We start from the raw sequence: 23663 nt of genomic DNA on the forward strand, positions 1-23663 counted from the left end.
TGTCGCTGATGCCACCCCTCCTTCTGACCGGCCTTCTGGCTGGCCCCGCTTTTGGCGGGCCGGAAGAGGTGGCGATCTCGAACTTTAATGACTGGTGCTTCAAGGCTGGCCAGACCGAGGCGCAAGCCCGAGCTAATATGACCGCCGATGAGGCACCTTTCGCCCTCTCCTTCTGGGACGACAGCCTAGAGCCACGCCCCGACAACGCCCCACATGGCGTAGAGCGGCGCTGCGAAGTGGCTTTTGACGGCGACCACACCGCCGCGGCCATCACCGCCCTGCGTGCGCAAATGGCCACCCCGCCCGTCTTTGGCGATGCGATCCCCCTGCCCGACACCCATAGCGCCGCCCCCGGCACCGCGTTGATCGAGGGCCGTGAATTGCTGCGTGGTCGCGTGGCAGTCGTGCATGTTGGCACGCGCAGCGCTAATGCCGCCATGCAGACTTTCATGGCCGTTGACCGGCTCTATGATGGTCTTGGACTGCCCAAGGAGGTGTCGCAATGACCTCCTCTCAACGCCAGGGCTGGACCCTTTTGCTGACACTGGGGCTGGCCTTTGCCATGCAGATGTTCACCGTGAACACACTGCCCGTCACCACTCAGGAAACTTTGCTCGCGGAAGGTGGCTTTTACGAAAGCCTTTCCGTTGTGGGCTATGGGCTCTGCATCGCAGCGCTGATCTGGACGTTACGCGGCGCGGTTCTGCGGGTCTGGTACCTGCCGCTGGTGCTGGCCGTTATGGCAGCACGCGAGCTCGACCTCGACAAATCGCTGTTCACCCGCGGCCTGTTTAAGGCCCGGCAATATACCGGCGACGACGTACCACTGGGCGAGCGACTGATCGCAGCGCTGATCCTCGTAATTATCATCTGTGCAATCCTGCTGATGCTGTGGCGCCACGTCCGGCCTTTCTTTGCCGCCCTATTTCAGGGGCGCGCATGGGCCGGGGCCGTGTTGCTCGGGATCGGCTTCACCATCCTTTACAAACTACTCGACGGCATCGCCCGCAAACTCGCCCCCTTGGGGATCGAGATTTCTGCCGATGCCGAACGCACCGCTTTCGTCGTCGAGGAGATCGGGGAGCTTGGCATCCCGGTCATGTTCCTCGCCGCCATCCTGCTGTGGCCCGGCGCACCGCCTGCCACGGCGCATCCCACCAACCGGGCGCATCGCGCCTGACGCCCCCGGGGCCCGCCCCCGGGATCAAATATCACCGACCAAGGAAGAAATCATGGCCGTACTAGTCAACGAAAACACCAAAGTCATCTGTCAGGGTCTGACCGGCTCGCAGGGGACGTTCCACACCGAACAGGCCATTGCTTATGGCACCAAGATGGTTGGCGGCGTCACGCCCGGCAAAGGCGGTCAGACGCATCTCGACCTGCCCGTGTTCAACTCCGTCCACGAAGCCAAGCACGTGACCGAGGCGAACGCCTCCGTGATCTACGTCCCGCCCCCCTTCGCAGCGGATTCGATCCTTGAGGCGATCGACGCCGAGATGGAATTGATCGTCTGCATCACCGAAGGCATCCCGGTTCTGGACATGGCCCGCGTTGCCCGCGCGCTCCAAGGCTCCAAATCGCGCCTGATCGGCCCGAACTGCCCCGGTGTCATCACGCCTGACGCCTGCAAAATCGGCATCATGCCCGGCCACATCCACCGTCGCGGCTCGGTCGGTGTTGTGTCGCGCTCGGGCACGCTGACCTATGAGGCGGTCAAGCAGACCACCGACATGGGCCTTGGCCAGTCCTCTGCCGTTGGCATCGGTGGCGACCCCATCAAAGGGACCGAGCATATCGACGTGCTGGAAATGTTCCTTGCTGACCCCGAGACACAGTCGATCATCATGATCGGCGAAATCGGCGGCTCCGCCGAAGAGGAAGCAGCACAGTTCCTTGCCGACGAAAAGAAAAAAGGCCGCTGGAAGCCGACCGCTGGTTTCATCGCGGGCCGCACGGCCCCTCCCGGCCGCCGCATGGGCCACGCAGGCGCGATTGTCGCCGGTGGCAAAGGCGACGCGGAAAGTAAGATCGAAGCGATGAAAGAAGCCGGTATCGTTGTGGCTGACAGCCCCGCGACACTGGGCGAAGCGGTCAAAGAAGCGATCGATAAGGGCTAACCCCCCCTCCGGTCTTGCGGCCCCCCTTCCGGTGCCGCAAGACCCCACGACCCCTATGCCTACGGTCCCAACCCACACGAGGTACTCTCATGACCGACCAACCCGCCAACGAACAATTCCGCGCCTCCTCCTTCATGGAAGGCGAAAACGCAGAGTATCTTGAGGCGATGTACGCCCGCTATGCCAACGATCCCAACGCGGTCGATGGCGCTTGGCAGGAATTTTTCGCGGCGATGGGCGACGACGCCGAAACCGCGCAGGCCGAGGCCGCTGGCCCGTCTTGGGCGCGCCGCGATTGGCCGCCTGCACCTGCGGGCGAAGTGATGGGCGCGTTGACGGGCGTCTGGCCCGAACCTGCCGAAGCACAAGCCGCTGGCGACAAGATTAAAGCCAAAGCCGCCGAGAAGGGGGTTGAGGTTTCCGACGCACAGGTCAAGCAAGCCGTGCTCGACAGCATCCGCGCGCTCATGCTGATCCGCGCCTACCGCATCCGGGGCCATTTGGCTGCCGACCTTGATCCGCTTGGCATGCGCGAGACCGGCAACCAGCCCGAGCTTGACCCGAAGTCTTACGGTTTCACTGACGCTGACATGGACCGCCCGATCTTTATCGATCAGGTGCTGGGCCTTGAAGTGGCGACAATGAAGCAGATCGTCGACATCGTGCGCTCAACCTACTGCGGCACCTTCGCGCTGCAATACATGCATATCTCCGACCCCGAGCAGGCCGGCTGGTTGAAAGAGCGGATCGAAGGCTACGGCAAAGAAATTCAGTTCACTAAGGAAGGCCGCAAGGCGATCCTGAGCAAACTTGTCGAGGCCGAGGGCTTTGAGAAGTTTCTCCACGTCAAATACATGGGCACCAAGCGCTTTGGCCTTGATGGCGGCGAAAGCCTTGTCCCGGCGATGGAGCAAATCATCAAGCGCGGCGGCCAGTTGGGTGTCAAAGACATCGTCATCGGCATGCCCCACCGGGGCCGTTTGTCGGTCCTCGCCAATGTGATGCAGAAACCCTACCGCGCGATCTTTAACGAATTCCAAGGCGGCAGCTTTAAACCTGACGATGTGGACGGTTCGGGCGATGTGAAATACCACCTCGGCGCGTCCTCAGACCGTGAGTTTGATGGCAATTCGGTTCACCTGTCGCTGACCGCCAACCCCTCGCACTTGGAGGCGGTGAACCCCGTCGTGTTGGGCAAGGTCCGCGCCAAGCAGGACCAGCTGAACGACAAGGACCGTACGGCGGTGATGCCAATCCTGCTGCACGGCGATGCGGCCTTTGCGGGCCAGGGCGTCGTGGCGGAGTGTTTCGCGCTTTCGGGCCTCAAGGGCCACAAAACCGGCGGCACCATGCATATCGTGGTGAACAACCAAATCGGCTTCACCACCGCGCCGCATTTCTCGCGCTCCTCGCCCTATCCCACCGACAACGCGCTGGTGGTTGAGGCGCCGATCTTCCACGTCAACGGCGACGACCCCGAAGCGGTCGTGCACGCCGCCCGCGTGGCCACCGAATTCCGTCAGAAGTTCCACAAAGACGTGGTCATCGACCTCTTCTGCTACCGCCGCTTTGGTCACAACGAAGGCGACGAGCCGATGTTTACCAACCCGGTGATGTACAAGAGCGTCAAGAAACAGAAAACCACGCTGAGCCTTTATACCCAGCGTCTGGTCGCCGATGGTCTGATCCCCGAAGGGGAGATTGAGGACATGAAGACCGCCTTCCAGAACCATCTGGGCGCGGAATTTGAAGCGGGCAAAGACTACCGTCCGAACAAGGCCGATTGGCTGGACGGCAAGTGGTCACACATGGACAAAAAGAAAAAGTCCTACCAGCGCGGCAAGACGGCCATCGCACCCGAAACCCTGCAGGAAGTCGGCAAGGCGCTCACCACCGCGCCCGACAAATTCCCGCTGCACAAGACCATCGGTCGTCTGCTCGAAGCGAAAAAGGCGATGTTCGAAAGCGGTGAAGGTTTTGACTGGGCCACTGCTGAGGCAATGGCCTTCGGCTCCCTGCTGACCGAGGGCTACAAGGTCCGCCTGTCTGGCCAAGACAGCACGCGCGGCACCTTTAGCCAGCGGCATTCGGCATTCGTCAACCAAGACAACGAAGACCGCTACTACCCGCTGAACCACATCCGCGAGGGTCAGGCCGAGTATGAGGTCATCGACTCGATGCTCAGCGAGTATGCGGTGCTGGGCTTTGAATATGGCTACTCGCTGGCCGAGCCCAATGCGCTGACGCTCTGGGAGGCTCAGTTTGGTGACTTCGCCAACGGCGCGCAGATCATGTTTGACCAGTTCATCTCAAGCGGTGAAAGCAAATGGCTGCGGATGTCGGGCCTCGTCTGCCTGATGCCGCATGGCTATGAGGGTCAGGGGCCCGAGCACTCTTCTGCCCGTCTGGAGCGTTTCCTCACCATGTGTGGGGGCGACAACTGGATCGTGGCGAACTGCACCACGCCCGCCAACTACTTCCACATCCTGCGCCGCCAGCTGCACCGCAGCTACCGCAAGCCGCTGATGTTGATGACGCCCAAGTCACTGCTGCGCCACAAGCTTGCGGTGTCCAACGCGGATGATTTCACCACCGGGTCGAGCTTCCACCGAGTTCTGTGGGATGACGCCCAAAAGGGCCATTCCGACACCAAGCTGGTCGCGGATGACAAGATCAAGCGCGTGGTGATGTGTTCGGGCAAGGTCTATTACGACCTGCTGGAAGAACGCGACGCGCGCGGCATCAACGACGTCTATCTCCTGCGGTTCGAGCAGTTCTATCCCTTCCCCGCGCAATCGGCGGTCAAGGAACTGGAACGCTTCAAAGGGGCCGAGATGATCTGGTGCCAAGAAGAGCCCAAAAACCAAGGTGCGTGGTCCTTCATCGAGCCAAATATCGAATGGGTTCTGGGCCGCATCGACGCCAAACATGGCCGCGCCTCCTATGTGGGCCGCGCCACCGCCGCCTCGCCCGCCACGGGTCTGGCCAGCCAGCACAAAGCACAACAAGCCGCCCTCGTCGACGAGGCGCTGACCATCAAAGGAAACTAAACCATGACAAGCGAAGTACGCGTACCCACGCTGGGCGAATCCGTCACCGAAGCCACCGTTGCCACATGGTTCAAGAAGCCCGGCGATACCGTCGCGGTGGATGAAATGCTCTGTGAGTTGGAAACCGACAAAGTCACCGTCGAAGTGCCCAGCCCCGTCGCTGGCACCCTGAGCGAGATCGTCGCGCAAGAAGGCGAAACCGTCGGCGTTGATGCCCTGCTGGCCAATGTCAGCGAAGGCGATTCTGGCTCTGCCGCCGCGCCGAAAGCCAAAGAAGCCGCAAAAGACGACGCAGCCGCCTCCCAGTCCGACCGTGGCGGCGATGCGCCCAAGGCGATCGACGCAGGCTCGGCGGATGTGGCCGCGCGCGAAGGTGAAACCATCGAGGTCAAAGTGCCCACACTGGGTGAGTCGGTCACCGAAGCGACCGTCAGCACTTGGTTCAAGAAGGTCGGCGACAAAGTCGAAGCCGATGAAATGCTCTGCGAGCTGGAAACCGACAAAGTCAGCGTCGAAGTGCCCGCGCCCGCCGCTGGCGTGTTGGCCGAAATCCTCGCCGACGAAGGCAGCACCGTTGAAGCCTCCGCCACTCTGGCCGTCCTGACCTCCGGTGCAGGCGCTGCCGCTCCCAAGGGCGAAGACGCGAAATCCGGTGCTGGGGCCGCGCCTGAAACCAAATCTGCCGATGGGAAAGACGTCGAAGACGCGCCCTCGGCCAAGAAAGCCATGGCCGAGGCCGGCATCAGCCGTGATCAGGTCACAGGCTCAGGCCGCGATGGCCGGGTGATGAAAGAAGACGTGGCCAAAGCCATCGCCGCTGGCACCTCCGCCGCGCCGAAAGCCGACGCCAAGCCCGCTGCACCGCGCGCGGCGTCTGCTCCCGATGACGCGTCGCGCGAAGAGCGGGTCAAGATGACCCGCCTCAAGCAAACCATGGCGCGTCGTCTCAAGGAAGCCCAAAACACCGCCGCGATCCTGACCACCTTCAACGAGGTCGACATGACCGAGGTCATGGAGCTGCGGAACACCTACAAGGCTGATTTCGAAAAGAAACACGGCGTCCGCATGGGCTTTATGTCGTTCTTCACCAAGGCTTGCTGCCACGCACTGAAGGAAATCCCCGAGGTCAACGCCGAGATCGACGGCACCGACATCATCTACAAGAACTACGTCCACATGGGCGTCGCCGCGGGCACGCCCACGGGCCTTGTGGTGCCGGTGATCAAAGACGCCGACGCGATGTCATTCGCCGAGATCGAAAAGGCCGTGAACGCCATGGGCAAGAAAGCCCGTGACGGCAAGCTGACCATGGCCGACATGACCGGCGGCACTTTCACCATCTCGAACGGCGGCGTCTACGGCTCGCTGATGACCGCGCCGATCCTGAACCCGCCACAGTCCGGCATCCTCGGCATGGCGAAAATTCAGGACCGCCCGATGGCGATCAACGGCGAAGTCGTGATCCGTCCGATGATGTATATCTCGCTCAGCTATGACCACCGGATCATTGACGGCAAAGGCGCGGTCACCTTCCTCGTCCGCGTCAAAGAGATGCTCGAAGATCCGCGCCGTCTGTTGATGGATCTGTGATAGGATGAAACGAGGTCAGCCTTCCAATGTGCTATTCTCCGAAATGACGGAGGCTGACCTCAATACCTATATCGACACACTCTACTCTGAGAAGGAAAATTTCTGGAAGTCCACAGAGCAAGAGAGCGATCGTGGACTGGCGCTAGTTTGCATGGCGTATTTGGAAGGTAAGCTTGAAGATTGCCTATTCGAATATATGGATCGATCACCTGAAGCGCGTGAACTCTTAAAGCCATCCGGACCACTTGGTACCATGGTCGCCCGGATAAATATGTGCATTTGCCTTAAGATCATTCATCGAAATACTGGACGAATGCTCCGCGTCGCAGCGAAAATTAGAAATGAATTTGCGCACACATTTCAGGCTACCTTCGACGACAGCCCAGTTAAGGAGCTTAGTATTTCGCTCCTGTCCGATTTCAACGTGGAGAATAAGCCAAGCGACGCGAGAACTTGCTTTTCAGTTGCCATGCTTATGCTCGACAAGCACCTTTGGCCGCGGCCGATGGAAGTTGCTATATATCGAGAAAAGTTGCCGGATGGTATTCCGACATTTATCTCAGCACCTGACGATGCCTGAACCGAAACCGGGAGCATTAACTTGACCGAAACAACCCTCCTCGCCGCCTATGGCCTTCTGGTCATGCTGACGATCCTGCTGCAAGTGCTGGGCGCGACCCGGCAGTTGTCGATGGGCTATCTCATGTCCTCTCGCGATGAGACCCGCACCACTACCGGTATGACCGCCCGTCTGGGCCGCGCAGTTGATAACTCCGTCGTGGCCATGGCGCTTTTCGCGCCTGCCGTGTTGCTGGTCGAGATGCTGGGCCGCAACAACAACGCCACGCTGCTGGCCGCCCAAGTCTTCCTGCTGGCGCGGATCATCTATGTGATCGTCTACGCACTCGGCGTGCCGACAATCCGCACGCTGGCATGGCTCGCAGGCTACGCCGCCACCGCGGTCCTTTATTTCCACGCGCTCTGAAAGGGCATTCAAATGCAGATGATCTGCCACTTCGACGTTACCGACTTCGCCGCTTGGAAAAGCGCCTTCGACGCTGACGCCGAAGCGCGCCGCACTGCCGGGCTGTCGGTACTGCAAATCTGGAAACACGCCGATAGCAGCGCCAAAGCAACTGTCCTGCTTAATGTCAACGATCGCAAAAGAGCCGAGGAATGGATCACCCGCTCCGACGCCCTCAGCAGCGATGACAACGGCACCGTGACCAACGCGACAGCCGTCTTTGTGAAATCCGCATGACCACCGAACTGACCGTCCTGACCCTTGCAGCCCTGCTGCAAGGAGTGCAATTCGTGGTCTACGCCGTGCCCGCCAACCGTGAGCTTGGCCCCGGTTATACCATGTCTGCCCGCGACCGTGATCCGTCGCGCGCACTGTCGGACCGCACTGCCCGACTGGGCCGCGCGCTTGATAACCACTTCGAAGGGCTGATCCTTTTCGGCATCGCCGTGGGCGTGGTGCAGATGTCAGCCCAGAACACCGCTTTCACCGCGGCCTGCGCGTGGGTCTATCTCATCGCCCGCGTGCTTTACGCCCCCGCCTATGCCATGGGCCTGCGCCCACACCGCTCACTCATCTGGGTAATCGGCTTTGCCGCGACCATGCTGATGCTGCTGGCGGCTCTCGTTTAACCCTTCCCCCCAACACCCGCAGGCAGCGGCGCTTGCACCTGAAACCCGCGCCCCCTACCTTGCCTGCAACACCCGACTGCTAAGGAGACCCCCCATGTCGAGCTATGATGTCATCGTGATCGGCTCCGGCCCCGGCGGCTATGTTGCCGCCATCCGTTGCGCGCAACTGGGCCTGAAAACCGCCTGTGTGGAGGGCCGTGAGACCCTCGGCGGCACCTGCCTCAACGTCGGTTGCATCCCGTCCAAAGCGCTGTTGCACGCCACGCATATGCTGCACGAGGCCGAGCATAACTTTGGTGAGATGGGTCTGAAGGGCGACGCGCCTTCCGTCGACTGGAAGCAGATGCTGACCTACAAAGACAAGACCATCGAGACCAATACCAAAGGCATCGAATTCCTGTTCAAAAAGAACAAGATCGACTGGCTCAAGGGCTGGGGATCAGTACCAGAGGCCGGCAAGGTCAAGGTCGGCGACGAGGTCCATGAGGCCAAGAATATCATCATCGCCTCCGGCTCGGAGCCCGCAGGCCTGCCCGGTGTCGAAGTCGACGAAAAGGTCGTCGTCACCTCCACCGGCGCGCTGGAACTGGGCAAGATCCCCAAAAAGATGGTCGTGATCGGCGCGGGCGTCATTGGGCTGGAACTGGGCAGCGTCTACGCGCGTCTGGGGACCGAGATCACCGTGGTTGAATACCTCGACGCGATCACGCCGGGCATGGACCCTGAGGTGCAGAAAACCTTCCAGCGGATGCTGAAAAAGCAGGGGCTGAACTTCGTCATGGGCGCCGCCGTGCAGAAGACCGAAGTGGCCAAGGGCAAGGCCACGGTCAGCTACAAATTGCGCAAAGACGACAGCGAGCACCAGATCGAAGCCGACACCGTGTTGGTCGCCACAGGCCGCAAGCCGGTCATCAAAGGCATGGGGCTGGATGATCTCGGCGTCAAAATGACCGAGCGCGGTCAGATCGCCGTGAACGAGCATTGGGAAACGTCCGTTAAGGGCGTCTATGCCATCGGTGACGTGATCGAAGGCCCGATGCTGGCGCACAAAGCCGAAGACGAGGGTATGGCCGCCGCAGAGGTCATCGCCGGCAAACACGGCCATGTGAACTACGGCGTCATCCCCGGCGTGATCTACACCTACCCCGAGGTCGCAAGCGTCGGCGAAACCGAGGCAACCCTCAAGGATGCGGGCCGGGAGTACAAGGTCGGCAAGTTCTCCTTCATGGGCAACGCACGGGCCAAGGCGGTCTTTGCCGGAGACGGTTTCGTCAAGCTGATCGCCGACAAGGAAACTGACCGCATCCTCGGCTGCCACATCATCGGCCCCGGCGCAGGTGACCTGATCCATGAGGTCTGCGTGGCGATGGAGTTCGGCGCCTCGGCGCAGGACTTGGCGATGACCTGCCACGCGCACCCGACCTATTCCGAAGCCGTGCGCGAAGCCGCGCTGGCCTGCGGCGATGGGGCGATCCACATGTAAGCGATGCGGGGCGGGCCAATGGTCCGCCCCTTTTCTGTATAAGCTATGGGCTCTTCAGCGCGGGCTCAGTTAATCAGCGCCTTGACCAACAGCGTGGTCGCCGCGGCCAAGTAAATGCTGTTATCATTCACAACGTATACTTCGTTACGTCCGGGCTGCGGAAGGCCGCGGGCGCGCCAGTTTTTCACGACAACCACCTCTTGTTTGCGAAAGCGGTGCCCGACGGCTTTGTGGTGGTGATGCTGCTTCTTAACCTTTACTTTGGCGTGGTGATTGCGTTCCGCATGTCTTTCGACCGCTTTGCCGGCCATCGCTGTGACCGGCGCCACAGTCACTACTGCGGTAGCCAAGACAAGAACAGTTGCGCATCGTTTCACGAGAGTTTGCATTGGGTCCATCCCTTTGGTTCAGTCCAATTTGAACGGTTTGGGTGTGGATTTCCGTCGCTAAAACTTTGACAACCTCGCCATTGCGGTCGGCGTTGCGCCCGAGCGCAACACACGCCGCGATCACCGGGGGATCATACAGACCAACTATGGTTTCAGAGAGATTGAACGTTTGAGGGCGACCAGTACATCGCCCCCAAACAGCAGGTCTTAGGCTTTCTTGGCGGTCTCAGCCGGGATAGCCCGCTGAAAAGTAATGCCATAATTCTTTTGAATGCTGCTCTTCTCGAGCGCTTCCAATTCACCCTTTAAGAACGGCTAAGCCCTTCAGCGGGCCGCCACCCAGCTTCATGCAGCAACGCATTTGAACGGCTCTCTACCTCGTCCTCCAAGCGCGCCATGAAAGCACGCTTGTCCAGCCCCGGCTCAATCGGTTCAAGAAACTCGACGACCGCCAAACCCGGCTTGCGGTACAGCCCCCGGCGCGGCCAAAAGTGGCCCGCGTTGGTCGCCACCGGCACGCAGACCTGCCCCATTTGGTCATACAGCACCGCTGTACCGACCTTGTAGGGCGCACTGATCCCCGGTGCGACGCGCGTACCTTGGGAATAGATTACCAATTGCCCCGGCTCGACCCGACCGGCGTTAACGTCAGCCATCATCTGGGTAATCGCCTGCCCGCGCTTGCCGCGGTTCACGGCAATCATACCCATCCGTTTGGCATATTGCCCGATCACCGGGGTCCAAAGCACTTCGCGTTTCATGATGAACTTCGCTCGCGGCAAGGCATGAAAGATCATCAGGATGTCCAGAAACGATTGGTGTTTGGCCGCCACCAGAACCTCGCCATCAGGCACCGTGCCACGCACTTCGCAGCGCAACCCGATCAGCCAGCGCGCCGACCACATGGCCCAAGCGGCATAGGCCTTGCAGGCCCGATACGCCCCACGTTTAGAGAACATCGCCCATGGTGCGAAGGCCAACCCGATCACCGGCATGGCCACGGTAACTTGCACGATATAGAGGATCGAGCGGATCCACTGCAGCAGCTTCATGTCAGTTCCCTCAATGTGCGCCGCGCGGCAGCTCCGGTCGCGGCAAAGGCCACTGCGCCAACCAGCAGCGGCACCAGAAGCGGCACCACCCAATGCCAGCCGCGAAAGCCCAAACCGGTCAGGAAACCGCCCGCCTCGCCTGCGTCGGGCAACAGGATGACCGCCACCATGCCCAGAACCGTGCCCGCCGCCGCACCCAAAAGCGCGCGCAGGGTGAAACGGCGAATGAAGGCGCGAGCGATATAGTCATCAGTCGCCCCCACCAGGCGCAGCACCGCGATCACCTGCGCATTTGCCGCCAGCGCGGCCTGTGCAGCCAAGGTGACCATCGCCGCCACCGCCGCCCCGATCAGCAGGGTCGAGATCCACCCCAACAGCCGCAACCGACTTGCAGCCGCCACCAGCGGCGCGCGCCAGCGGCTGTGATCGTCGAGCACGGCTCCCGGCACTTCAGCGGACAGACGCAGGCGCAGGCCAACCGGGTCCAGCCCCTCGCCTTCCTCAACCACTTCGATCAAACGCGGCACCGGCAGGTTTTCCATCGCCAATTCGGGGCCAAACCACGGGGCGAGCAGTTCTTCCTGCTCTGCATCCGTCAATGCGCGGGCCGAAGCGACGCCTTTGGTCGTCTGCAAAAGTTTCAACGCCGCCTCAGTCTGTGCCGCGCGTTGATCCAGCGGGGCCACGATACGCACTGTGGCCGACTGCGCCAGCTCCTGCCCCCAAACCTGCGCCAATCGGCCCGAGGCGAGCGACAATGCCAAAGCAAAGACTGCCAAAAACGCCATGGCGCCCGCAGCAAACAGGGTCAGCTGCGCGGTGAACCCCGAGGGCGGCACCACACGGTCCGCTTGCCTGTCGCCTTTGAAAATCGCGCGCAGGGCGCCCATGTCGAACCGCTTCACAAATCCGCCCCCGCCAATTGAATGCGCCGATTGGCGATGCGCAGCACGCGCGCTTGCACATGCGCCTTGGTGGCACGGATCAAGCTCAGGTCATGGGTGGCGATCAACACGGTCTTGCCCATCCGGTTCAACTCGATCAGCAGGCGCAGCAGACGTTGGGACATCTCCCAATCAATGTTGCCGGTCGGTTCATCCGCCAAAATCACGTCTGGCGACATAATCACTGCGCGCGCCAAGGCCGCACGCTGCCGTTCCCCGCCAGAAAGCTCGGGCGGCAGGGCATCGGCGCGGTGGGTCAGCCCGACCCAAGACATCAACTCTTCCAAATCCGTGCCGCCGGCCTCGGCCTGTCGGCCTGAGACGTTCAGTGGCAGCGCGATATTCTCGGTTAACGGCAGATGGTCGAGGAATTTTACATCCTGATGCACCACACCAACGCGGCGGCGCATGAGCGCAATGTCATCCCGCCCCAGCCCGCGCACATCGGCCCCGAACATCCGCAGGTGCCCCGCCGTGGGCAGCAGAGCGCCGTAGCAGAGCTTCATCAATGTGGTCTTGCCCGTGCCCGATGGGCCGGTGAGGAAATGAAACGATCCGGGGGCAAGTTTCAGCGTGATGTCGGACAGCAGTTCGCCCCCGCCATAGCTGTAGGCCACATTTTCGAGCTCTATCACGCATCCACCTTAAAACACTTCGACCTGTTGTGCCTCAGCACCGGAAAGGATTCAATCACCCAGAACCCTAGCACCCTGTCCAGATATCACTTTTCCTACGTAATTCTAGGACATATGCTGTCCGTTACGATCCGAGAGCACCGAACGAACCCAGGAATGACCATGCGGCTGATCTGCCCAAACTGCGACGCGCAATACGAAGTCCCCGACGAAGTGATGCCGGTAGCGGGGCGTGACGTGCAATGTTCCAACTGCGGGCAGACGTGGTTTCAGTATCATCCCGACAATGCGCCAGAAGAAGATTATCCAGAGGATGACAGTCCAGAGCGCGCTCATTCGGGCGGCAACGGCACAGGTTACGACGACCCGGATTACGATGACCCGGATTACGACGATGACGTGATGCACATGAAGCAACGCGCAACCGACGACGCGGGTCACGAAGAAAAAGCAGCCAATAGCTTGCCTGATCTCCAGCCGTTCGGGGATGAGGATTACGAAAACGATAGCCTCGAAGATGACGGGTCTTTTGAAGATGACGCGGACTTCGACGATGGCTATGATTTCGAGCCGGAGGAGGAGGCGCAGCGCCCGACAGCCGCGCCCACCGCCACCGCACCCGTGAGACGCCCGCTGGATCCGGCCATCGCCGAAATCCTGCGTCAGGAGGCGGCAGCAGAGCAAGATGCCCGCCGCAAGCGTCAGTCGGACCCACTGGAAACCCAGCCGGATCTGGGCCTTGATGACGCCCCGCGCTCTGAACCCCAAAAAGACCCCCGGCCCGACATTGCCGAAGCGGACCATGTGCCCGCGGATGAGGATGCCCGCCGCGCCCATGATGCCCGACTGCGCATGGCCAAGATGCGGGGGGAGCCGATCCCAGAGAGCGAAGCCTACGGCAGCGCCTCGCGCCGGGACCTGCTGCCCGATATCGAAGAGATCAACTCGACCCTGCGCCATGATCGCAACCAAGGCCAGCATGCGGGGCCAACACCGACGGCCGCGCTTGACAGCCCCGAGAGCAAGCGCAAGTCGGGAGGATTCACGCGTGGTTTCGTCTTGATGATCGCCTTGGCGGCCATCTTGGCGGCGGTCTATGTCTATGCGCCGCAGATTGCGCAATCAATGCCGCAGGCCGATCCCTACCTGTCGTCCTATGTGGCATGGATGGACGACGCGCGGATTTGGTTGGACGGGCAGTTGCAGGACCTGCTTGTCTGGCTTGACACCGTGGCGACCCAATCGCAGGGCTAACCCCGCCTAGAACCGATCCAACAGTCTATTGAGATAATCCCGCTCAACCTCTGGCCGCTCCGTCTCGCCCGAGCGGCGGCGGATTTCGTCCAGCAGGCGCCGCGCGCGGCCCTGATCGTCTGGACCCTGAGCCAGCGGCGCGTCCGAGCTATTGGCCCCATTGCCCCCCTGCTCGCGCCCCAGCGGATCGCGCGCCTCGGCCCGGCGGTCGCCCTCGGCAGTGCCTTGGCCGGGCTGGCCCTCGGCCTGCTCTTGCTCCATCGCATCGCCAAGCGACCGCATCCCCTCGCGCAGCGCTTCCATGGCCTGTGCTTGATTGTCGATCGCCTCGGCCAACTCATCGCGGCGCAGCGCGTCGCTGGCGCGGTCCATCGCCTCTCCCGCACCCTCTAGCGCCTCGCGCGCGGCATCGCCCTCAGGCGTGCCTTGCCCCGGCAGACGGCCTTCCTGACGGCGCAGCTCGTCGCGCAGCGCTTGCTGACGCCCGGCCAGCCCCTCTTCGGCGCCCTCTTCGCCGGATTGGCCGCCCTGCCCTTGCTGACCCTCATGGCTCTGACCGCGCCCCTGACCGCCATTGCGGCCCTCGTTGCCGTCACTCTCACCCGCGTCGGTGCCGGGATTGAACTGTTCTTGCAGGTCGCGGAAAGCCTGATCGCTCAGCCCCTGCTGCTCTCGCAGCGTCTCCGAGAGACCCTCCATCGCCTGTTCGCCCGGTGAATTGCCACCCTCGCCCGGCTGGCCTTGGGTGACGCGCATGTTCTCCATTAGCTCTTGCAACTGACGCAGCGCCTCAGCGGCCTCTGCCATGCGGCCCTGTTCCATCAACTCCTGAATGCGGTCCATCATGCGTTGCAGATCGTCTTGGGTCATCTGCATGGATTCGCCTTGGGGCTGCTGTCCCTCGCCTTCGCCCTCCTGCGCTTGCTGGCGTTGGAGTTGTTCAAGGTAGTCTTCGGTGGCGCGGCGCAACTCGTCCATCAACTCAGCAATCTCGGCCTGTGAGGCACCGTTCTTCATCGCCTCGTTCAGCCGATCCTGCGCGCGGCGCATCCGCGCCAGCGCATCGGCCAGCACGCCTTCCTCCAGTTCAATCGCGAGCGCCCACATGTCTTCGGCCATCTCGGCCTGCACCTCTTCGTCCAACCCGAAGCGCGCACGGATTTCCAAACGGCGGATCAATTGCTTGAGCCGCAGAACCGTAACATCCGAGCGCAGTTCCTCCCCCGGTTCATAGACCACTGCCCGCAGCACCTGCGCGATGCGCGGCGCATTGGCGCGTGACCACAAAAGATCGCGACGCATCTCGATCACAGCCGCTGCCGCCGGATCAAAGAAACGCCGTCCGGGTAAGGTCAATTGGCTCGCCTCGGTCGCGGCTTGTTGCTCGGCGGCGTCGAGCACGGAAAGCTCAAGGGACACCGGCAGATTGGCCCATGGGTGTTTCGAGAAATTCTCAATCAGGTTCTCTTCGAACTGCCGCCGATCGCCCGTGATCGGCATGGGCAGCGGCACAACAATCTCGGGCCGCGCGTCAGGGTCGATGGTCAGCCCATAGCGACGGTCGACGGAGGCCAGATCAAGGCTGATCCGTGCCTCACCCGCTTCGACGCCATAGTCATCCCGCGCAACGAAGGGCAGGCTCATCTCGCCCAAGGCCGTAACCTCGGGCGGGCCTTGTCGCTCAATTTGCGGGGCGGCGTCGGGCAGCATCGTGATCTGCCATGCTCGCGCGCCCGGGCCCTCGATGCTGATCTCGCCGCTTTGGCGCAGGGTGAAATCCTGCGCGGGCTCTGAGGTCGCGCCCCCCGCGCGGCCCGATACGGTTTCTTCTACCGTCAACGCACCCAACTCTCCGTAAAGCCGCAGGGTGATCAACGTGCCCGCAGGCAGAGACAGCGCCCCGGCCTCAAGGTCATTCAGATAAAGCGTTGGTTTCCCAGTATGGCGCGGCGGCTCGGCCCACCCCTCCCAGACCGGGCCAGAGGCCAGCGTGCCGCCCGCCCCGCCGGGGGTCAGCTGCGTCACCTCACCCAACCGCCAGACCGAGCCGAAGACCAGTGCAACGACGAAAGCCAGCAGCGCCACATAGCGCAGCGCATAGGGATCGGCCCGCGAGACGCGCAGATCGCCCTTCACCGGCTTGGCCGCTGCCGCCCGCGCGGCCATACGTTTCTGATGCGCCTGCCAGACCGCTGCCGAGGCCGCATCGCCCGCGCCAATCGCTTGATCGTCCAGAAGCGCCCGAATGGGCCGCCCCGGCAGGCTGGCATCGAGCCGCGCTAGGGCCGCCGCCTGCGAGGGAATACGAAAGCGCCGCAGCGCGAAAATCAATGTGCCGAGAAAAAGAAGACCAACAGCGACCAGCACTCCCCAAAGCAGATCACCGCCCAGACTGTCCTGCGCCCCCATCATCAGCAGCGCCAGCACCGCCAGCAGCAGCGTCAGCATCGGCCAAAGCGCCTGTACCAGCGCTTCAGCCAGCATCCCCCCCCAGGTCAGCCGCAAGGGCCAGCGCAGCGCGCGCAGCCCGTCTGTCCTGTCAGTGGATGCTTTCATGCGTCACGCTCCCGCGCTCTGGCGGCGGGGTGCCGTCAGAGCCATTCAGGGATGGTATCGCGGTTTATCATTTCGTCAAAGCTTGGCCGTGGGCGGATAACCGCGAATTGATCGCCATTGACCAAAACCTCAGGGATCAGCGGGCGCGAATTATACTCGCTGCTCATCACCGCGCCGTAGGCTCCGGCAGAGCGGAAAGCCACCAGATCACCCGAGCCCAGCACCGGCATCATCCGCTGCTTGGCAAAAGTATCACCGGATTCACAGACCGGGCCGACGATATCCACCGGGCGCGGCTCTGCCCCCGGTGCGGGTTCATTGAGCGGCACGATGTCATGCCAAGCGTCATACATCGCCGGGCGGATCAGGTCGTTCATCGCGGCATCAAGGATCAGGAAATCGCGGCCCTCGCCGGACTTAAGGTAAATCACCTCGCTCACCAAGACGCCCGCGTTCCCGGCAATCAAGCGCCCCGGCTCAATCTCAATCTCGCAATCCAGATGCCCCAGCGTGCGCTGCACCATCGCGCCGTAATCCGTCGGCAGTGGCGGGGCGGAATTGGACCGCTCGTAAGGAATGCCCAAACCGCCGCCAAGGTCCAGCCGCCGGATGTTATGCCCATCGGCGCGCAGCACTTCGGTCAGTTCCGCCACCTTGCCATAGGCCTGCTCAAACGGGGCCAGATCGGTCAACTGGCTGCCGATATGCACGTCGATGCCGATGATCTCCAACCCCGGCAGCGTGGCGGCCATGGCATAAACCTCACGGGCGCGGGCGATCGGGATGCCGAACTTGTTCTCGCTCTTGCCGGTGGCGATCTTGGCGTGGGTTTTGGCGTCAACGTCCGGGTTCACGCGGATGGTGATTGGGGCCACTTTGCCCAACTCGCGTGCCACGATATCAAGCAGGATCATCTCCGGCTCGCTCTCGACGTTGAATTGCCGGATGCCGCCCGTGAGTGCCAGTTCGATCTCCTCGCGGGTTTTGCCGACGCCTGAGAAAACGATTCTGTCCCCCGCCACGCCTGCCGCTTTGGCGCGACGGTATTCCCCGCCCGACACCACATCCATCCCCGCGCCGGCCTGCGCCAGCGTGCGCAGCACAGCTTGGTTGGAATTGGCCTTCATCGCGTAGCAGACCAGATGATCCATGCCCGAAAGCGCGTCGTCAAACAGGTGAAAATGCCGCAGCAGCGTCGCGGTGGAATAGACATAGACCGGCGTGCCGACGGCGGCGGCGATCTCGGCCAAGCTTACGTCTTCGGCGTGCAAGACACCGTCTTTATAAAGAAAATGATCCATCTGCGCGTCGCCTTATGTCGTCCCGGCTCTATTTGATCGGCGCTGTCCGCAGGAACAGATAGAGCGGCAGGCCACAGCTCACCCCAATACAGAACGTGGCGGGAATGGCAATCAAGCTGAGGAAATTCCGGCGCACGGCGACCTCGGCGATGATCCAGATGGTTAATGTGACGGCAGCGATGGTCAAATCCCAAACCAGCCCGCTGGCGGCGGCATTGGCGTGCCACGCATCAATCATGGCACTCAGGCTCCAGCCTTCGGTGTTGAACCACGTGATGAAGTAATACATTGGATGGATCGTGCCCCAGACCGCAAGGGCGAGGTAGAGCATGCGCAGCGGTGACATCTCAAAAACTTTTTGCAACGCCGACGGTGGCATAGCCCGACAAGCTGACCCCCGGCTCGGCAGGTGGTGTAGGCGTATCTTGGCGTGCGGAAGACTGCAGCGGGGTACAAGCGGCTAAGGTGAGCACCCCGGCCACCAGCGTGACATGAAAAAGCGGCTTCACCCGCCGACCCCAAGCGCCAGCGAGAACGGCCCGCGCCGCAGACCCACAGCGGTGCCGACCGACACGCCCGACGACGACATGGTGATCGTGCTGCTTGCCGTCGGTTTCACCGGTTCGCCATCCGCGCCGCAGGCGGCAAGGGTTAGCAGAGACAGGATCGCAAGGCCGCGTTTCACTTCAGGATTTCCTTCCAGCGCTCAACTTGGGCACGCACCTGCGCAGGGGCGGTGCCGCCGTAGGACATGCGCGAGTTTACCGAGTTATCGACGCCGAGCACATCAAAAATATCTTGCGTGATCTCAGCGTGGACCGATTGCATCTGCTCCAGCGTAAGGTCGGGCAGATCGCAGCCCTGCTTCTCGGCCATAGCGACCAGCGTGCCGGTCACGTGATGCGCGTCGCGGAACGGCAGGTTCGGCACCCGCACCAGCCAGTCGGCCAGATCGGTGGCGGTGGAGAAACCCGAGCCCGCAGCAGCAGCGAGGTTCTCGCGCTCGGCGGTCATGTCACCCACCATCCCGGTCATCGCGGCGAGCGCCAGCATCAGGTTGTCGGCGGCGTCAAAGACCTGTTCTTTGTCTTCCTGCATGTCCTTGGAATAGGCCAGCGGCAGCCCCTTCATCACGATCATCAGCGCGGTGTTCGCGCCAAAGATGCGGCCCACTTTGGCGCGGATCAACTCGGCGGCATCGGGGTTTTTCTTTTGCGGCATGATGCTGGAGCCGGTCGAGAAGCGGTCCGACAGCGCCACGAAACGGAACTGCGCCGAGGACCAGATCACCAGTTCTTCGGCAAAGCGCGACAGGTGCATGGCGCAGATGCTGGCCGCGCCCATGAACTCCAGCGCAAAGTCGCGGTCGCTTACGGCATCAAGGCTGTTGGCGGCGGGGCGGTCAAAGCCAAGCGCTTCGGCCGTCATGTCCCGGTCAATCGGGAAGGACGTGCCAGCCAAGGCGGCAGCGCCCAGCGGGCATTCGTTCATCCGCTTGCGGGCATCGCGGAAGCGCGACAGATCGCGGCCAAACATCTCAACATAGGCCATCATGTGATGGCCCCATGTGACGGGCTGCGCGGTTTGCAGGTGAGTGAAACCGGGCATGACCCAATCCGCGCCCGCTTCGGCCTGAGACAAAAGCGCGCGGATCAGCGCTTGCAGACCCTCATCGGCGGCGTCCAACTGGTCACGCACCCAAAGCTTGAAATCGGTGGCGACTTGGTCATTGCGCGAGCGGCCCGTGTGCAGACGGCCTGCGGGCTCACCGATCAAGTCTTTGAGCCGCGCTTCGACGTTCATGTGGATGTCTTCAAGCGCTGCCGAGAACTCAAACTTGCCCTCTTCGATCTCTGACAAGATCGTGAGAAGCCCTTCCCGTATGGCCTCGGCATCGCTATCAGTCAGGATGCCCGTGGCTGCCAGCATGGCGGCATGGGCACGCGACCCGGCGATGTCTTGTGCGGCCATCCGTTTGTCGAACCCGATCGAGGCGTTGATCGCCTCCATGATCGCGTCCGGTCCGGCGGCGAAACGGCCACCCCACATTTTGTTCGAGGTCGTGTCGGTCATGTTGAATACCCTTGGAGGGACGTATGAAAAATCTGGTGCTTGGCTTCGTTTATACGCTGCTTGTCGCAGGTGCAAACCCCGCCCTTGCCGGAACGGCTGACATCGCAGGGCTGCGCGACGGGGACATGAAGAAACTCGTGATCCACGATGCGCCGCAGGCGGCGTCCGACGTGACCTTTGAGCGTGAGGATAATGGCGAGGCGATGTCGCTGACGGATTTCGAAGGCAAAGTTGTGCTGGTGAACTTCTGGGCCACTTGGTGCGCGCCTTGCCGCAAGGAAATGCCGCAACTGAACGCGCTACAAAAGGAATTTGGTGGTGATGATTTTCAAGTGCTGACCATCGCCACGGGCCGCAATTCCGAGGAAGGGATCAAACGTTTCTTTGAAGAAGCAGGCGTCGACAGACTGCCGCGCCACCAAGACCCAAAACAAAAGCTCGCCAGTCAAATGGGCATATTCGGCCTGCCGATCAGCGTGCTTTTGGACCGTGAGGGTCGCGAGATAGCGCGCTTGCAAGGCGACGCGGAATGGGATTCCGAAAGCGCCCGAGCGATCATCGCGGCCCTGATTAAAGAAGACGCCGAGGGCTAAGCCCCGAAGTTGAGGTCGGGCGTCCGCGCCCGGCTTTACGCCACATGCCGCAGGATCGCTGCCTCTGAGGTGCTCAGATTGCGACGTGCGAAGCCACCATAACTGTGCGGATCAGCCTCCAACTGCGGATGTGCCGCCAGCAGCCGTGCCCGGTCCTGCGCGCCAAGGCTGGTGAGCGGGGCCGCGGCGGGATGGAAGCTTTCGGTCTCCACCCCATTGGCCCACATCACCTGATGTTCGGCCAGCAGCACATGGATATAGGTCACCTCGCGCAGGGACATATCGCTGGCCACGCTGCGCCCGTTGATTAAGTCCTTGGCCGCGACCAGCACTTCGTCACAGTTAAACAGGTCGCGGGCCTGCGGGCCTTGCAGCACGATCCGGTGATCCGGTGAGACCAGCAGCGAAGCGTCGGGCTGCGCGATCCCTAACGCGCCGGGGCGGAACCGTACGGGGCGTAGATGTGGCATGGCATGCAGCCGTGCGCCGCTCATGCGGCGGCTGCCGATCCATTCGAGCGGCTGCGCGCCGTTGTCTTTGGTTTGGATCAGATCGCCCTCACGCAGATCTTCAATCAAGGTGCTGCCCAGGGGCGTGCGGATGCGGGTGCCGGGGGTAAAGCAGATGACACCACCGCTCTCCGCCCCTGACTGCGCATTGCGCGTCAGTTTAAGCGTGCTGTGCATCACCCAAAGCTCGCAATCACGCGGCGGCAATTCATCGACAAACATCAACAGCGGCGTCCGGCCTTGGCCTGCATCGATCAGCGTAACCGTGTAGGTCCGCGCGCCATTGGTAACCATAAAACTGTTGTCGAGCGGTGGGGCGGTATGGTCTTCACGCGAAGTTTTGGGTGGCATCACGCCCCCCTCCTCCAACGCCGCGCCGATCAGGCGTTGCACCATGCGGGCCGCGCGTTTGCGCAGCTGTTCTGCCCCGTCCGCCATATCCAGACGCAATACATCATTCGGCCCATCCACGCGGATAGTGTCCCCGCGCCACGCCCAGGCAGAGCCCAGTTCGAGCGACTGCACCGGTGCGGCCTCCAGACCGTCGATCTCTGTTTGCGACCAGCTGATGACGAACGTGCCTCGAAAGCCCGTTTTCATTACTGCTCTGCCTGCCTCGTGTTTTTATTAACGCCAGCCTAGCAAAGCCTCTGCCCTCGCGGAAGATGTCAAGAACGTGGCAATTCAATCTGTTGCAATTTGATCTTCATGCGCCAAACAGACAGGGACGCCCGGAACGCTTGTAAATCGCCAGCGTCTTGGTAACGTTATGCAGGTCAAATAGCCGGAGGCAGCCCATGTCGGAAGAAATTCCCCCCACCCCGTCGCGCCGGATCGTCTCTTCGCGGCATTTGGCCGAGGGCGAAGGCTGGGAGGCGTCCGAGCTCGAATACGGGATGATCATCGCCTATAACGCCTTCACCCGCTGGATGTCGCGCTGCATGGCGGCGGCGGGCAATGGCGACCTGACGCCCTTGGAAATCCTCGTGCTGCACAATGCCAACCACCGGGGCCGGGAGAAGCGGCTGACGGATATCTGTTTTCTGCTCAATATCGAAGATACGCACACGGTGAACTACGCGCTGCGCAAACTGGTGAAGGCTGAACTGCTGACTGCCGAAAAGCGCGGTAAGGAGGTGTTCTACCGCACCTCGCCCGCCGGGGCCGAGCTTTGTGACGCGTATCGCGCAATCCGGCAGGCTTGCTTCCTCGACGGGTTGCCGCGCACCGATATCTCGGGCGAGGAGCTGCGCAAAATCGCGGCTCAACTGCGGGCGATGTCGGGGCAATATGACCAAGCGAGCCGCGCGGCGGCCTCGCTGTAGAGCGGGACGCGGGCGAGGTTCCCCCGCGCCCCATGTCGCTTAGATCAACGCGGCAATCGCGCGGGCCGTGTCGTTCATACGGTTCGAGAAGCCCCATTCATTGTCGTACCAGCTGACCACGCGGATCATGCCGCCTTCGGTCACGCGGGTCTGGTCGGGCGCGAGGGTCGAGGAATGCGGGTCGTGATTGAAATCGGTTGAGACCAGCGGCGCGGGCTCATAGGCCAACACGCCTTTCATCGCGCCGTTGGCCGCTTCTTGCATCGCCGCGTTCACAGCCTCTGCCGTGGCGGGTTTCTTGGGCATAATGCACAGATCAACGAGCGAGACATTGGCCGTCGGCACCCGCACGGCGGAGCCTTCAAGAACCCCTCTAAGATGCGGGATCACCTCAGAAATCGCGGCAGCAGCACCTGTTGAGGTCGGCACCATCGACAGGGCGGCGGCGCGGCCACGATACGGGTCGCGGTGCGGGCTGTCATGGGTCGGCTGGTCGCCGGTGTAGGCATGAATCGTGGTCATATAGCCAGTCTCGATCCCGAAGGTATCATCAAGCACCTTGGCCACGGGGGCGAGGCAGTTGGTGGTGCAAGACGCGTTGGAGACGATCAGGTCACCGGCGGTCAATTCCTGATGGTTCACGCCGTAAACCACGGTGCGGTCTACACCCTTGCCGGGGGCCGAAATTAGCACGCGCTTGCTGCCGTTTTCCAAATGTTTCGCCGCCGCATCGCGCGCAGTGAAAAAGCCGGTGCACTCATAGGCTACGTCAACGTCGCCCCAAGGCAGCTTGGCCGGATCACGCTCTGCCGTCATACGGATGCTTTGGCCTGCCACATGCAGGATGCCGTCTTTCAACTCGGCATCCACGGTCAGCCGGCCATGGACAGAGTCGTATTTCAGCAGATGCAGCAGGTTCTCGGCATCGGTCAGATCGTTGATGGCAACGACTTCGATCCCGTCAAAGCCGTTTTCGATCAGCGCGCGCAGCACGCAGCGTCCGATGCGGCCAAAGCCGTTGATGGCGATTTTTGTGGTCATGGTAAATCCTCCGGTGGCCCGGTTTCGGGCGGATTGGCGCGGTTAGCGCTAACATAACAGCAGATACGGCGGAGTTCAATTGGCCATAGAAACGA

At 61.9% G+C, this 23663-nt stretch carries 25 protein-coding genes; 13 read left to right on the plus strand and 12 right to left on the minus strand.

Annotation, left to right across the window (positions count from 1 at the left end; all coding sequences use genetic code 11):
* Positions 1-8 precede the first annotated feature (8 nt).
* From DSM14862_RS12295 to lpdA, 10 genes are all read left to right on the plus strand, one after another.
* On the plus strand, positions 9-506 hold the full coding sequence (locus tag DSM14862_RS12295; protein WP_208855085.1) for a hypothetical protein: 498 nt from the start codon (positions 9-11) through the stop codon (positions 504-506).
* A complete protein-coding gene (locus tag DSM14862_RS12300; RefSeq protein ID WP_007117576.1) occupies positions 503-1180 on the plus strand; it encodes a hypothetical protein in 678 nt (225 codons plus the stop codon). Before DSM14862_RS12295 ends, DSM14862_RS12300 begins: the two co-directional genes overlap by 4 nt.
* 52 nt (positions 1181-1232) lie before the next feature.
* The gene (sucD, locus tag DSM14862_RS12305) at positions 1233-2120 is read left to right on the plus strand and encodes a succinate--CoA ligase subunit alpha (protein WP_007117577.1); all 888 of its coding nucleotides are present in this window, start codon (positions 1233-1235) and stop codon (positions 2118-2120) included.
* Positions 2121-2209: 89 nt separating this feature from the next.
* Positions 2210-5170, plus strand: a complete 2961-nt coding sequence (locus DSM14862_RS12310) for a 2-oxoglutarate dehydrogenase E1 component (protein ID WP_007117578.1) — start codon at positions 2210-2212, stop codon at positions 5168-5170.
* A 3-nt stretch (positions 5171-5173) separates the two neighbouring features.
* On the plus strand, positions 5174-6760 hold the full coding sequence (gene odhB / locus DSM14862_RS12315; protein WP_007117579.1) for a 2-oxoglutarate dehydrogenase complex dihydrolipoyllysine-residue succinyltransferase: 1587 nt from the start codon (positions 5174-5176) through the stop codon (positions 6758-6760).
* Positions 6761-6803: 43 nt separating this feature from the next.
* Positions 6804-7340: a hypothetical protein gene (locus DSM14862_RS12320; protein ID WP_007117580.1), complete on the plus strand. Its 537-nt coding sequence runs from the start codon at positions 6804-6806 to the stop codon at positions 7338-7340.
* A 21-nt stretch (positions 7341-7361) separates the two neighbouring features.
* Positions 7362-7745 carry an MAPEG family protein gene (locus DSM14862_RS12325; RefSeq protein ID WP_007117581.1) on the plus strand — a complete coding sequence of 128 codons (384 nt, stop codon included), beginning with the start codon at positions 7362-7364 and terminating at the stop codon, positions 7743-7745.
* Positions 7746-7757: 12 nt separating this feature from the next.
* Positions 7758-8021 (plus strand): hypothetical protein, encoded by a 264-nt coding sequence (locus DSM14862_RS12330; protein ID WP_007117582.1) that lies wholly within the window; start codon positions 7758-7760, stop codon positions 8019-8021.
* On the plus strand, positions 8018-8413 hold the full coding sequence (locus DSM14862_RS12335) for an MAPEG family protein (RefSeq protein WP_007117583.1): 396 nt from the start codon (positions 8018-8020) through the stop codon (positions 8411-8413). The genes DSM14862_RS12330 and DSM14862_RS12335 overlap by 4 nt, the downstream gene beginning before the upstream one ends.
* Before the next feature lie 94 nt (positions 8414-8507).
* Positions 8508-9896, plus strand: a complete 1389-nt coding sequence (gene lpdA / locus DSM14862_RS12340; RefSeq protein WP_007117584.1) for a dihydrolipoyl dehydrogenase — start codon at positions 8508-8510, stop codon at positions 9894-9896.
* A 65-nt stretch (positions 9897-9961) separates the two neighbouring features.
* Here lpdA and DSM14862_RS12345 read toward each other — a convergent pair whose 3' ends face one another.
* From DSM14862_RS12345 to DSM14862_RS12360, 4 genes are all read right to left on the minus strand, one after another.
* Positions 9962-10285, minus strand: a complete 324-nt coding sequence (locus tag DSM14862_RS12345) for an RcnB family protein (RefSeq protein WP_007117585.1) — start codon at positions 10283-10285, stop codon at positions 9962-9964.
* 305 nt (positions 10286-10590) lie between these two features.
* A complete protein-coding gene (locus DSM14862_RS12350) occupies positions 10591-11337 on the minus strand; it encodes a lysophospholipid acyltransferase family protein (RefSeq protein WP_007117586.1) in 747 nt (248 codons plus the stop codon).
* Positions 11334-12227: a cell division protein FtsX gene (locus DSM14862_RS12355; RefSeq protein WP_007117587.1), complete on the minus strand. Its 894-nt coding sequence runs from the start codon at positions 12225-12227 to the stop codon at positions 11334-11336. Before DSM14862_RS12355 ends, DSM14862_RS12350 begins: the two co-directional genes overlap by 4 nt.
* An 11-nt stretch (positions 12228-12238) precedes the next feature.
* Entirely contained in the window at positions 12239-12916 is a 678-nt protein-coding gene (locus DSM14862_RS12360) for a cell division ATP-binding protein FtsE (protein ID WP_007117588.1), read from the minus strand.
* Positions 12917-13078: 162 nt separating this feature from the next.
* Here DSM14862_RS12360 and DSM14862_RS12365 point away from each other — a divergent pair, with 162 nt between their 5' ends.
* Positions 13079-14170 (plus strand): zinc-ribbon domain-containing protein, encoded by a 1092-nt coding sequence (locus tag DSM14862_RS12365; RefSeq protein WP_040700554.1) that lies wholly within the window; start codon positions 13079-13081, stop codon positions 14168-14170.
* A 6-nt stretch (positions 14171-14176) separates the two neighbouring features.
* Here DSM14862_RS12365 and DSM14862_RS12370 read toward each other — a convergent pair whose 3' ends face one another.
* The 6 genes from DSM14862_RS12370 to argH are packed head-to-tail and all read right to left on the minus strand — an operon-like array spanning position 14177 to position 20100.
* On the minus strand, positions 14177-16726 hold the full coding sequence (locus DSM14862_RS12370; protein WP_007117590.1) for a DUF4175 domain-containing protein: 2550 nt from the start codon (positions 16724-16726) through the stop codon (positions 14177-14179).
* 35 nt (positions 16727-16761) lie between these two features.
* On the minus strand, positions 16762-18027 hold the full coding sequence (gene lysA, locus DSM14862_RS12375) for a diaminopimelate decarboxylase (RefSeq protein ID WP_007117591.1): 1266 nt from the start codon (positions 18025-18027) through the stop codon (positions 16762-16764).
* A gap of 28 nt (positions 18028-18055) precedes the next feature.
* Entirely contained in the window at positions 18056-18373 is a 318-nt protein-coding gene (locus DSM14862_RS12380; RefSeq protein ID WP_007117592.1) for a DUF2834 domain-containing protein, read from the minus strand.
* A gap of 1 nt (position 18374) precedes the next feature.
* Positions 18375-18536: a hypothetical protein gene (locus DSM14862_RS12385; protein WP_165481263.1), complete on the minus strand. Its 162-nt coding sequence runs from the start codon at positions 18534-18536 to the stop codon at positions 18375-18377.
* Positions 18533-18712 carry a hypothetical protein gene (locus tag DSM14862_RS12390; RefSeq protein ID WP_007117593.1) on the minus strand — a complete coding sequence of 60 codons (180 nt, stop codon included), beginning with the start codon at positions 18710-18712 and terminating at the stop codon, positions 18533-18535. Before DSM14862_RS12390 ends, DSM14862_RS12385 begins: the two co-directional genes overlap by 4 nt.
* A complete protein-coding gene (gene argH / locus DSM14862_RS12395) occupies positions 18709-20100 on the minus strand; it encodes an argininosuccinate lyase (RefSeq protein WP_007117594.1) in 1392 nt (463 codons plus the stop codon). Before argH ends, DSM14862_RS12390 begins: the two co-directional genes overlap by 4 nt.
* A 23-nt stretch (positions 20101-20123) precedes the next feature.
* Between argH and DSM14862_RS12400 the strand changes: the two genes are divergently transcribed.
* Entirely contained in the window at positions 20124-20693 is a 570-nt protein-coding gene (locus DSM14862_RS12400; RefSeq protein WP_007117595.1) for a TlpA family protein disulfide reductase, read from the plus strand.
* A 35-nt stretch (positions 20694-20728) separates the two neighbouring features.
* On the opposite strand, the gene DSM14862_RS12405 is transcribed toward DSM14862_RS12400, so the two are convergent.
* A complete protein-coding gene (locus DSM14862_RS12405) occupies positions 20729-21802 on the minus strand; it encodes a Hint domain-containing protein (RefSeq protein ID WP_007117596.1) in 1074 nt (357 codons plus the stop codon).
* A gap of 197 nt (positions 21803-21999) precedes the next feature.
* On the opposite strand from DSM14862_RS12405, the gene DSM14862_RS12410 reads away from it, so the two are divergent.
* Positions 22000-22527, plus strand: coding sequence for a winged helix DNA-binding protein (locus DSM14862_RS12410; RefSeq protein WP_007117597.1), 528 nt, complete (start codon positions 22000-22002; stop codon positions 22525-22527).
* Positions 22528-22566: 39 nt separating this feature from the next.
* Here DSM14862_RS12410 and gap read toward each other — a convergent pair whose 3' ends face one another.
* Positions 22567-23568, minus strand: coding sequence for a type I glyceraldehyde-3-phosphate dehydrogenase (gene gap / locus DSM14862_RS12415; protein WP_007117598.1), 1002 nt, complete (start codon positions 23566-23568; stop codon positions 22567-22569).
* Positions 23569-23663 lie beyond the last annotated feature (95 nt).

The organism is Sulfitobacter indolifex, from assembly GCF_022788655.1.
In the GTDB taxonomy this organism is placed as follows: Bacteria; Pseudomonadota; Alphaproteobacteria; order Rhodobacterales; family Rhodobacteraceae; genus Sulfitobacter; species Sulfitobacter indolifex.

Bases quoted from the DNA above. Each gene is read 5' to 3' on its own strand.
- argH (WP_007117594.1), bottom strand. From the start codon at position 20,100: ATGACCGACACGACCTCGAACAAAATGTGGGGTGGCCGTTTCGCCGCC.
- DSM14862_RS12335 (WP_007117583.1), top strand. From the start codon at position 8,018: ATGACCACCGAACTGACCGTCCTGACCCTTGCAGCCCTGCTGCAAGGA.
- DSM14862_RS12310 (WP_007117578.1), top strand. From the start codon at position 2,210: ATGACCGACCAACCCGCCAACGAACAATTCCGCGCCTCCTCCTTCATG.
- DSM14862_RS12300 (WP_007117576.1), top strand. From the start codon at position 503: ATGACCTCCTCTCAACGCCAGGGCTGGACCCTTTTGCTGACACTGGGG.
- gap (WP_007117598.1), bottom strand. From the start codon at position 23,568: ATGACCACAAAAATCGCCATCAACGGCTTTGGCCGCATCGGACGCTGC.
- DSM14862_RS12370 (WP_007117590.1), bottom strand. From the start codon at position 16,726: ATGAAAGCATCCACTGACAGGACAGACGGGCTGCGCGCGCTGCGCTGG.
- lysA (WP_007117591.1), bottom strand. From the start codon at position 18,027: ATGGATCATTTTCTTTATAAAGACGGTGTCTTGCACGCCGAAGACGTA.
- DSM14862_RS12330 (WP_007117582.1), top strand. From the start codon at position 7,758: ATGCAGATGATCTGCCACTTCGACGTTACCGACTTCGCCGCTTGGAAA.
- odhB (WP_007117579.1), top strand. From the start codon at position 5,174: ATGACAAGCGAAGTACGCGTACCCACGCTGGGCGAATCCGTCACCGAA.
- DSM14862_RS12410 (WP_007117597.1), top strand. From the start codon at position 22,000: ATGTCGGAAGAAATTCCCCCCACCCCGTCGCGCCGGATCGTCTCTTCG.
- DSM14862_RS12320 (WP_007117580.1), top strand. From the start codon at position 6,804: ATGACGGAGGCTGACCTCAATACCTATATCGACACACTCTACTCTGAG.
- DSM14862_RS12365 (WP_040700554.1), top strand. From the start codon at position 13,079: ATGCGGCTGATCTGCCCAAACTGCGACGCGCAATACGAAGTCCCCGAC.
- DSM14862_RS12400 (WP_007117595.1), top strand. From the start codon at position 20,124: ATGAAAAATCTGGTGCTTGGCTTCGTTTATACGCTGCTTGTCGCAGGT.
- DSM14862_RS12350 (WP_007117586.1), bottom strand. From the start codon at position 11,337: ATGAAGCTGCTGCAGTGGATCCGCTCGATCCTCTATATCGTGCAAGTT.
- lpdA (WP_007117584.1), top strand. From the start codon at position 8,508: ATGTCGAGCTATGATGTCATCGTGATCGGCTCCGGCCCCGGCGGCTAT.
- DSM14862_RS12345 (WP_007117585.1), bottom strand. From the start codon at position 10,285: ATGCAAACTCTCGTGAAACGATGCGCAACTGTTCTTGTCTTGGCTACC.
- DSM14862_RS12355 (WP_007117587.1), bottom strand. From the start codon at position 12,227: ATGGGCGCCCTGCGCGCGATTTTCAAAGGCGACAGGCAAGCGGACCGT.
- sucD (WP_007117577.1), top strand. From the start codon at position 1,233: ATGGCCGTACTAGTCAACGAAAACACCAAAGTCATCTGTCAGGGTCTG.
- DSM14862_RS12295 (WP_208855085.1), top strand. From the start codon at position 9: ATGCCACCCCTCCTTCTGACCGGCCTTCTGGCTGGCCCCGCTTTTGGC.
- DSM14862_RS12405 (WP_007117596.1), bottom strand. From the start codon at position 21,802: ATGAAAACGGGCTTTCGAGGCACGTTCGTCATCAGCTGGTCGCAAACA.
- DSM14862_RS12380 (WP_007117592.1), bottom strand. From the start codon at position 18,373: ATGTCACCGCTGCGCATGCTCTACCTCGCCCTTGCGGTCTGGGGCACG.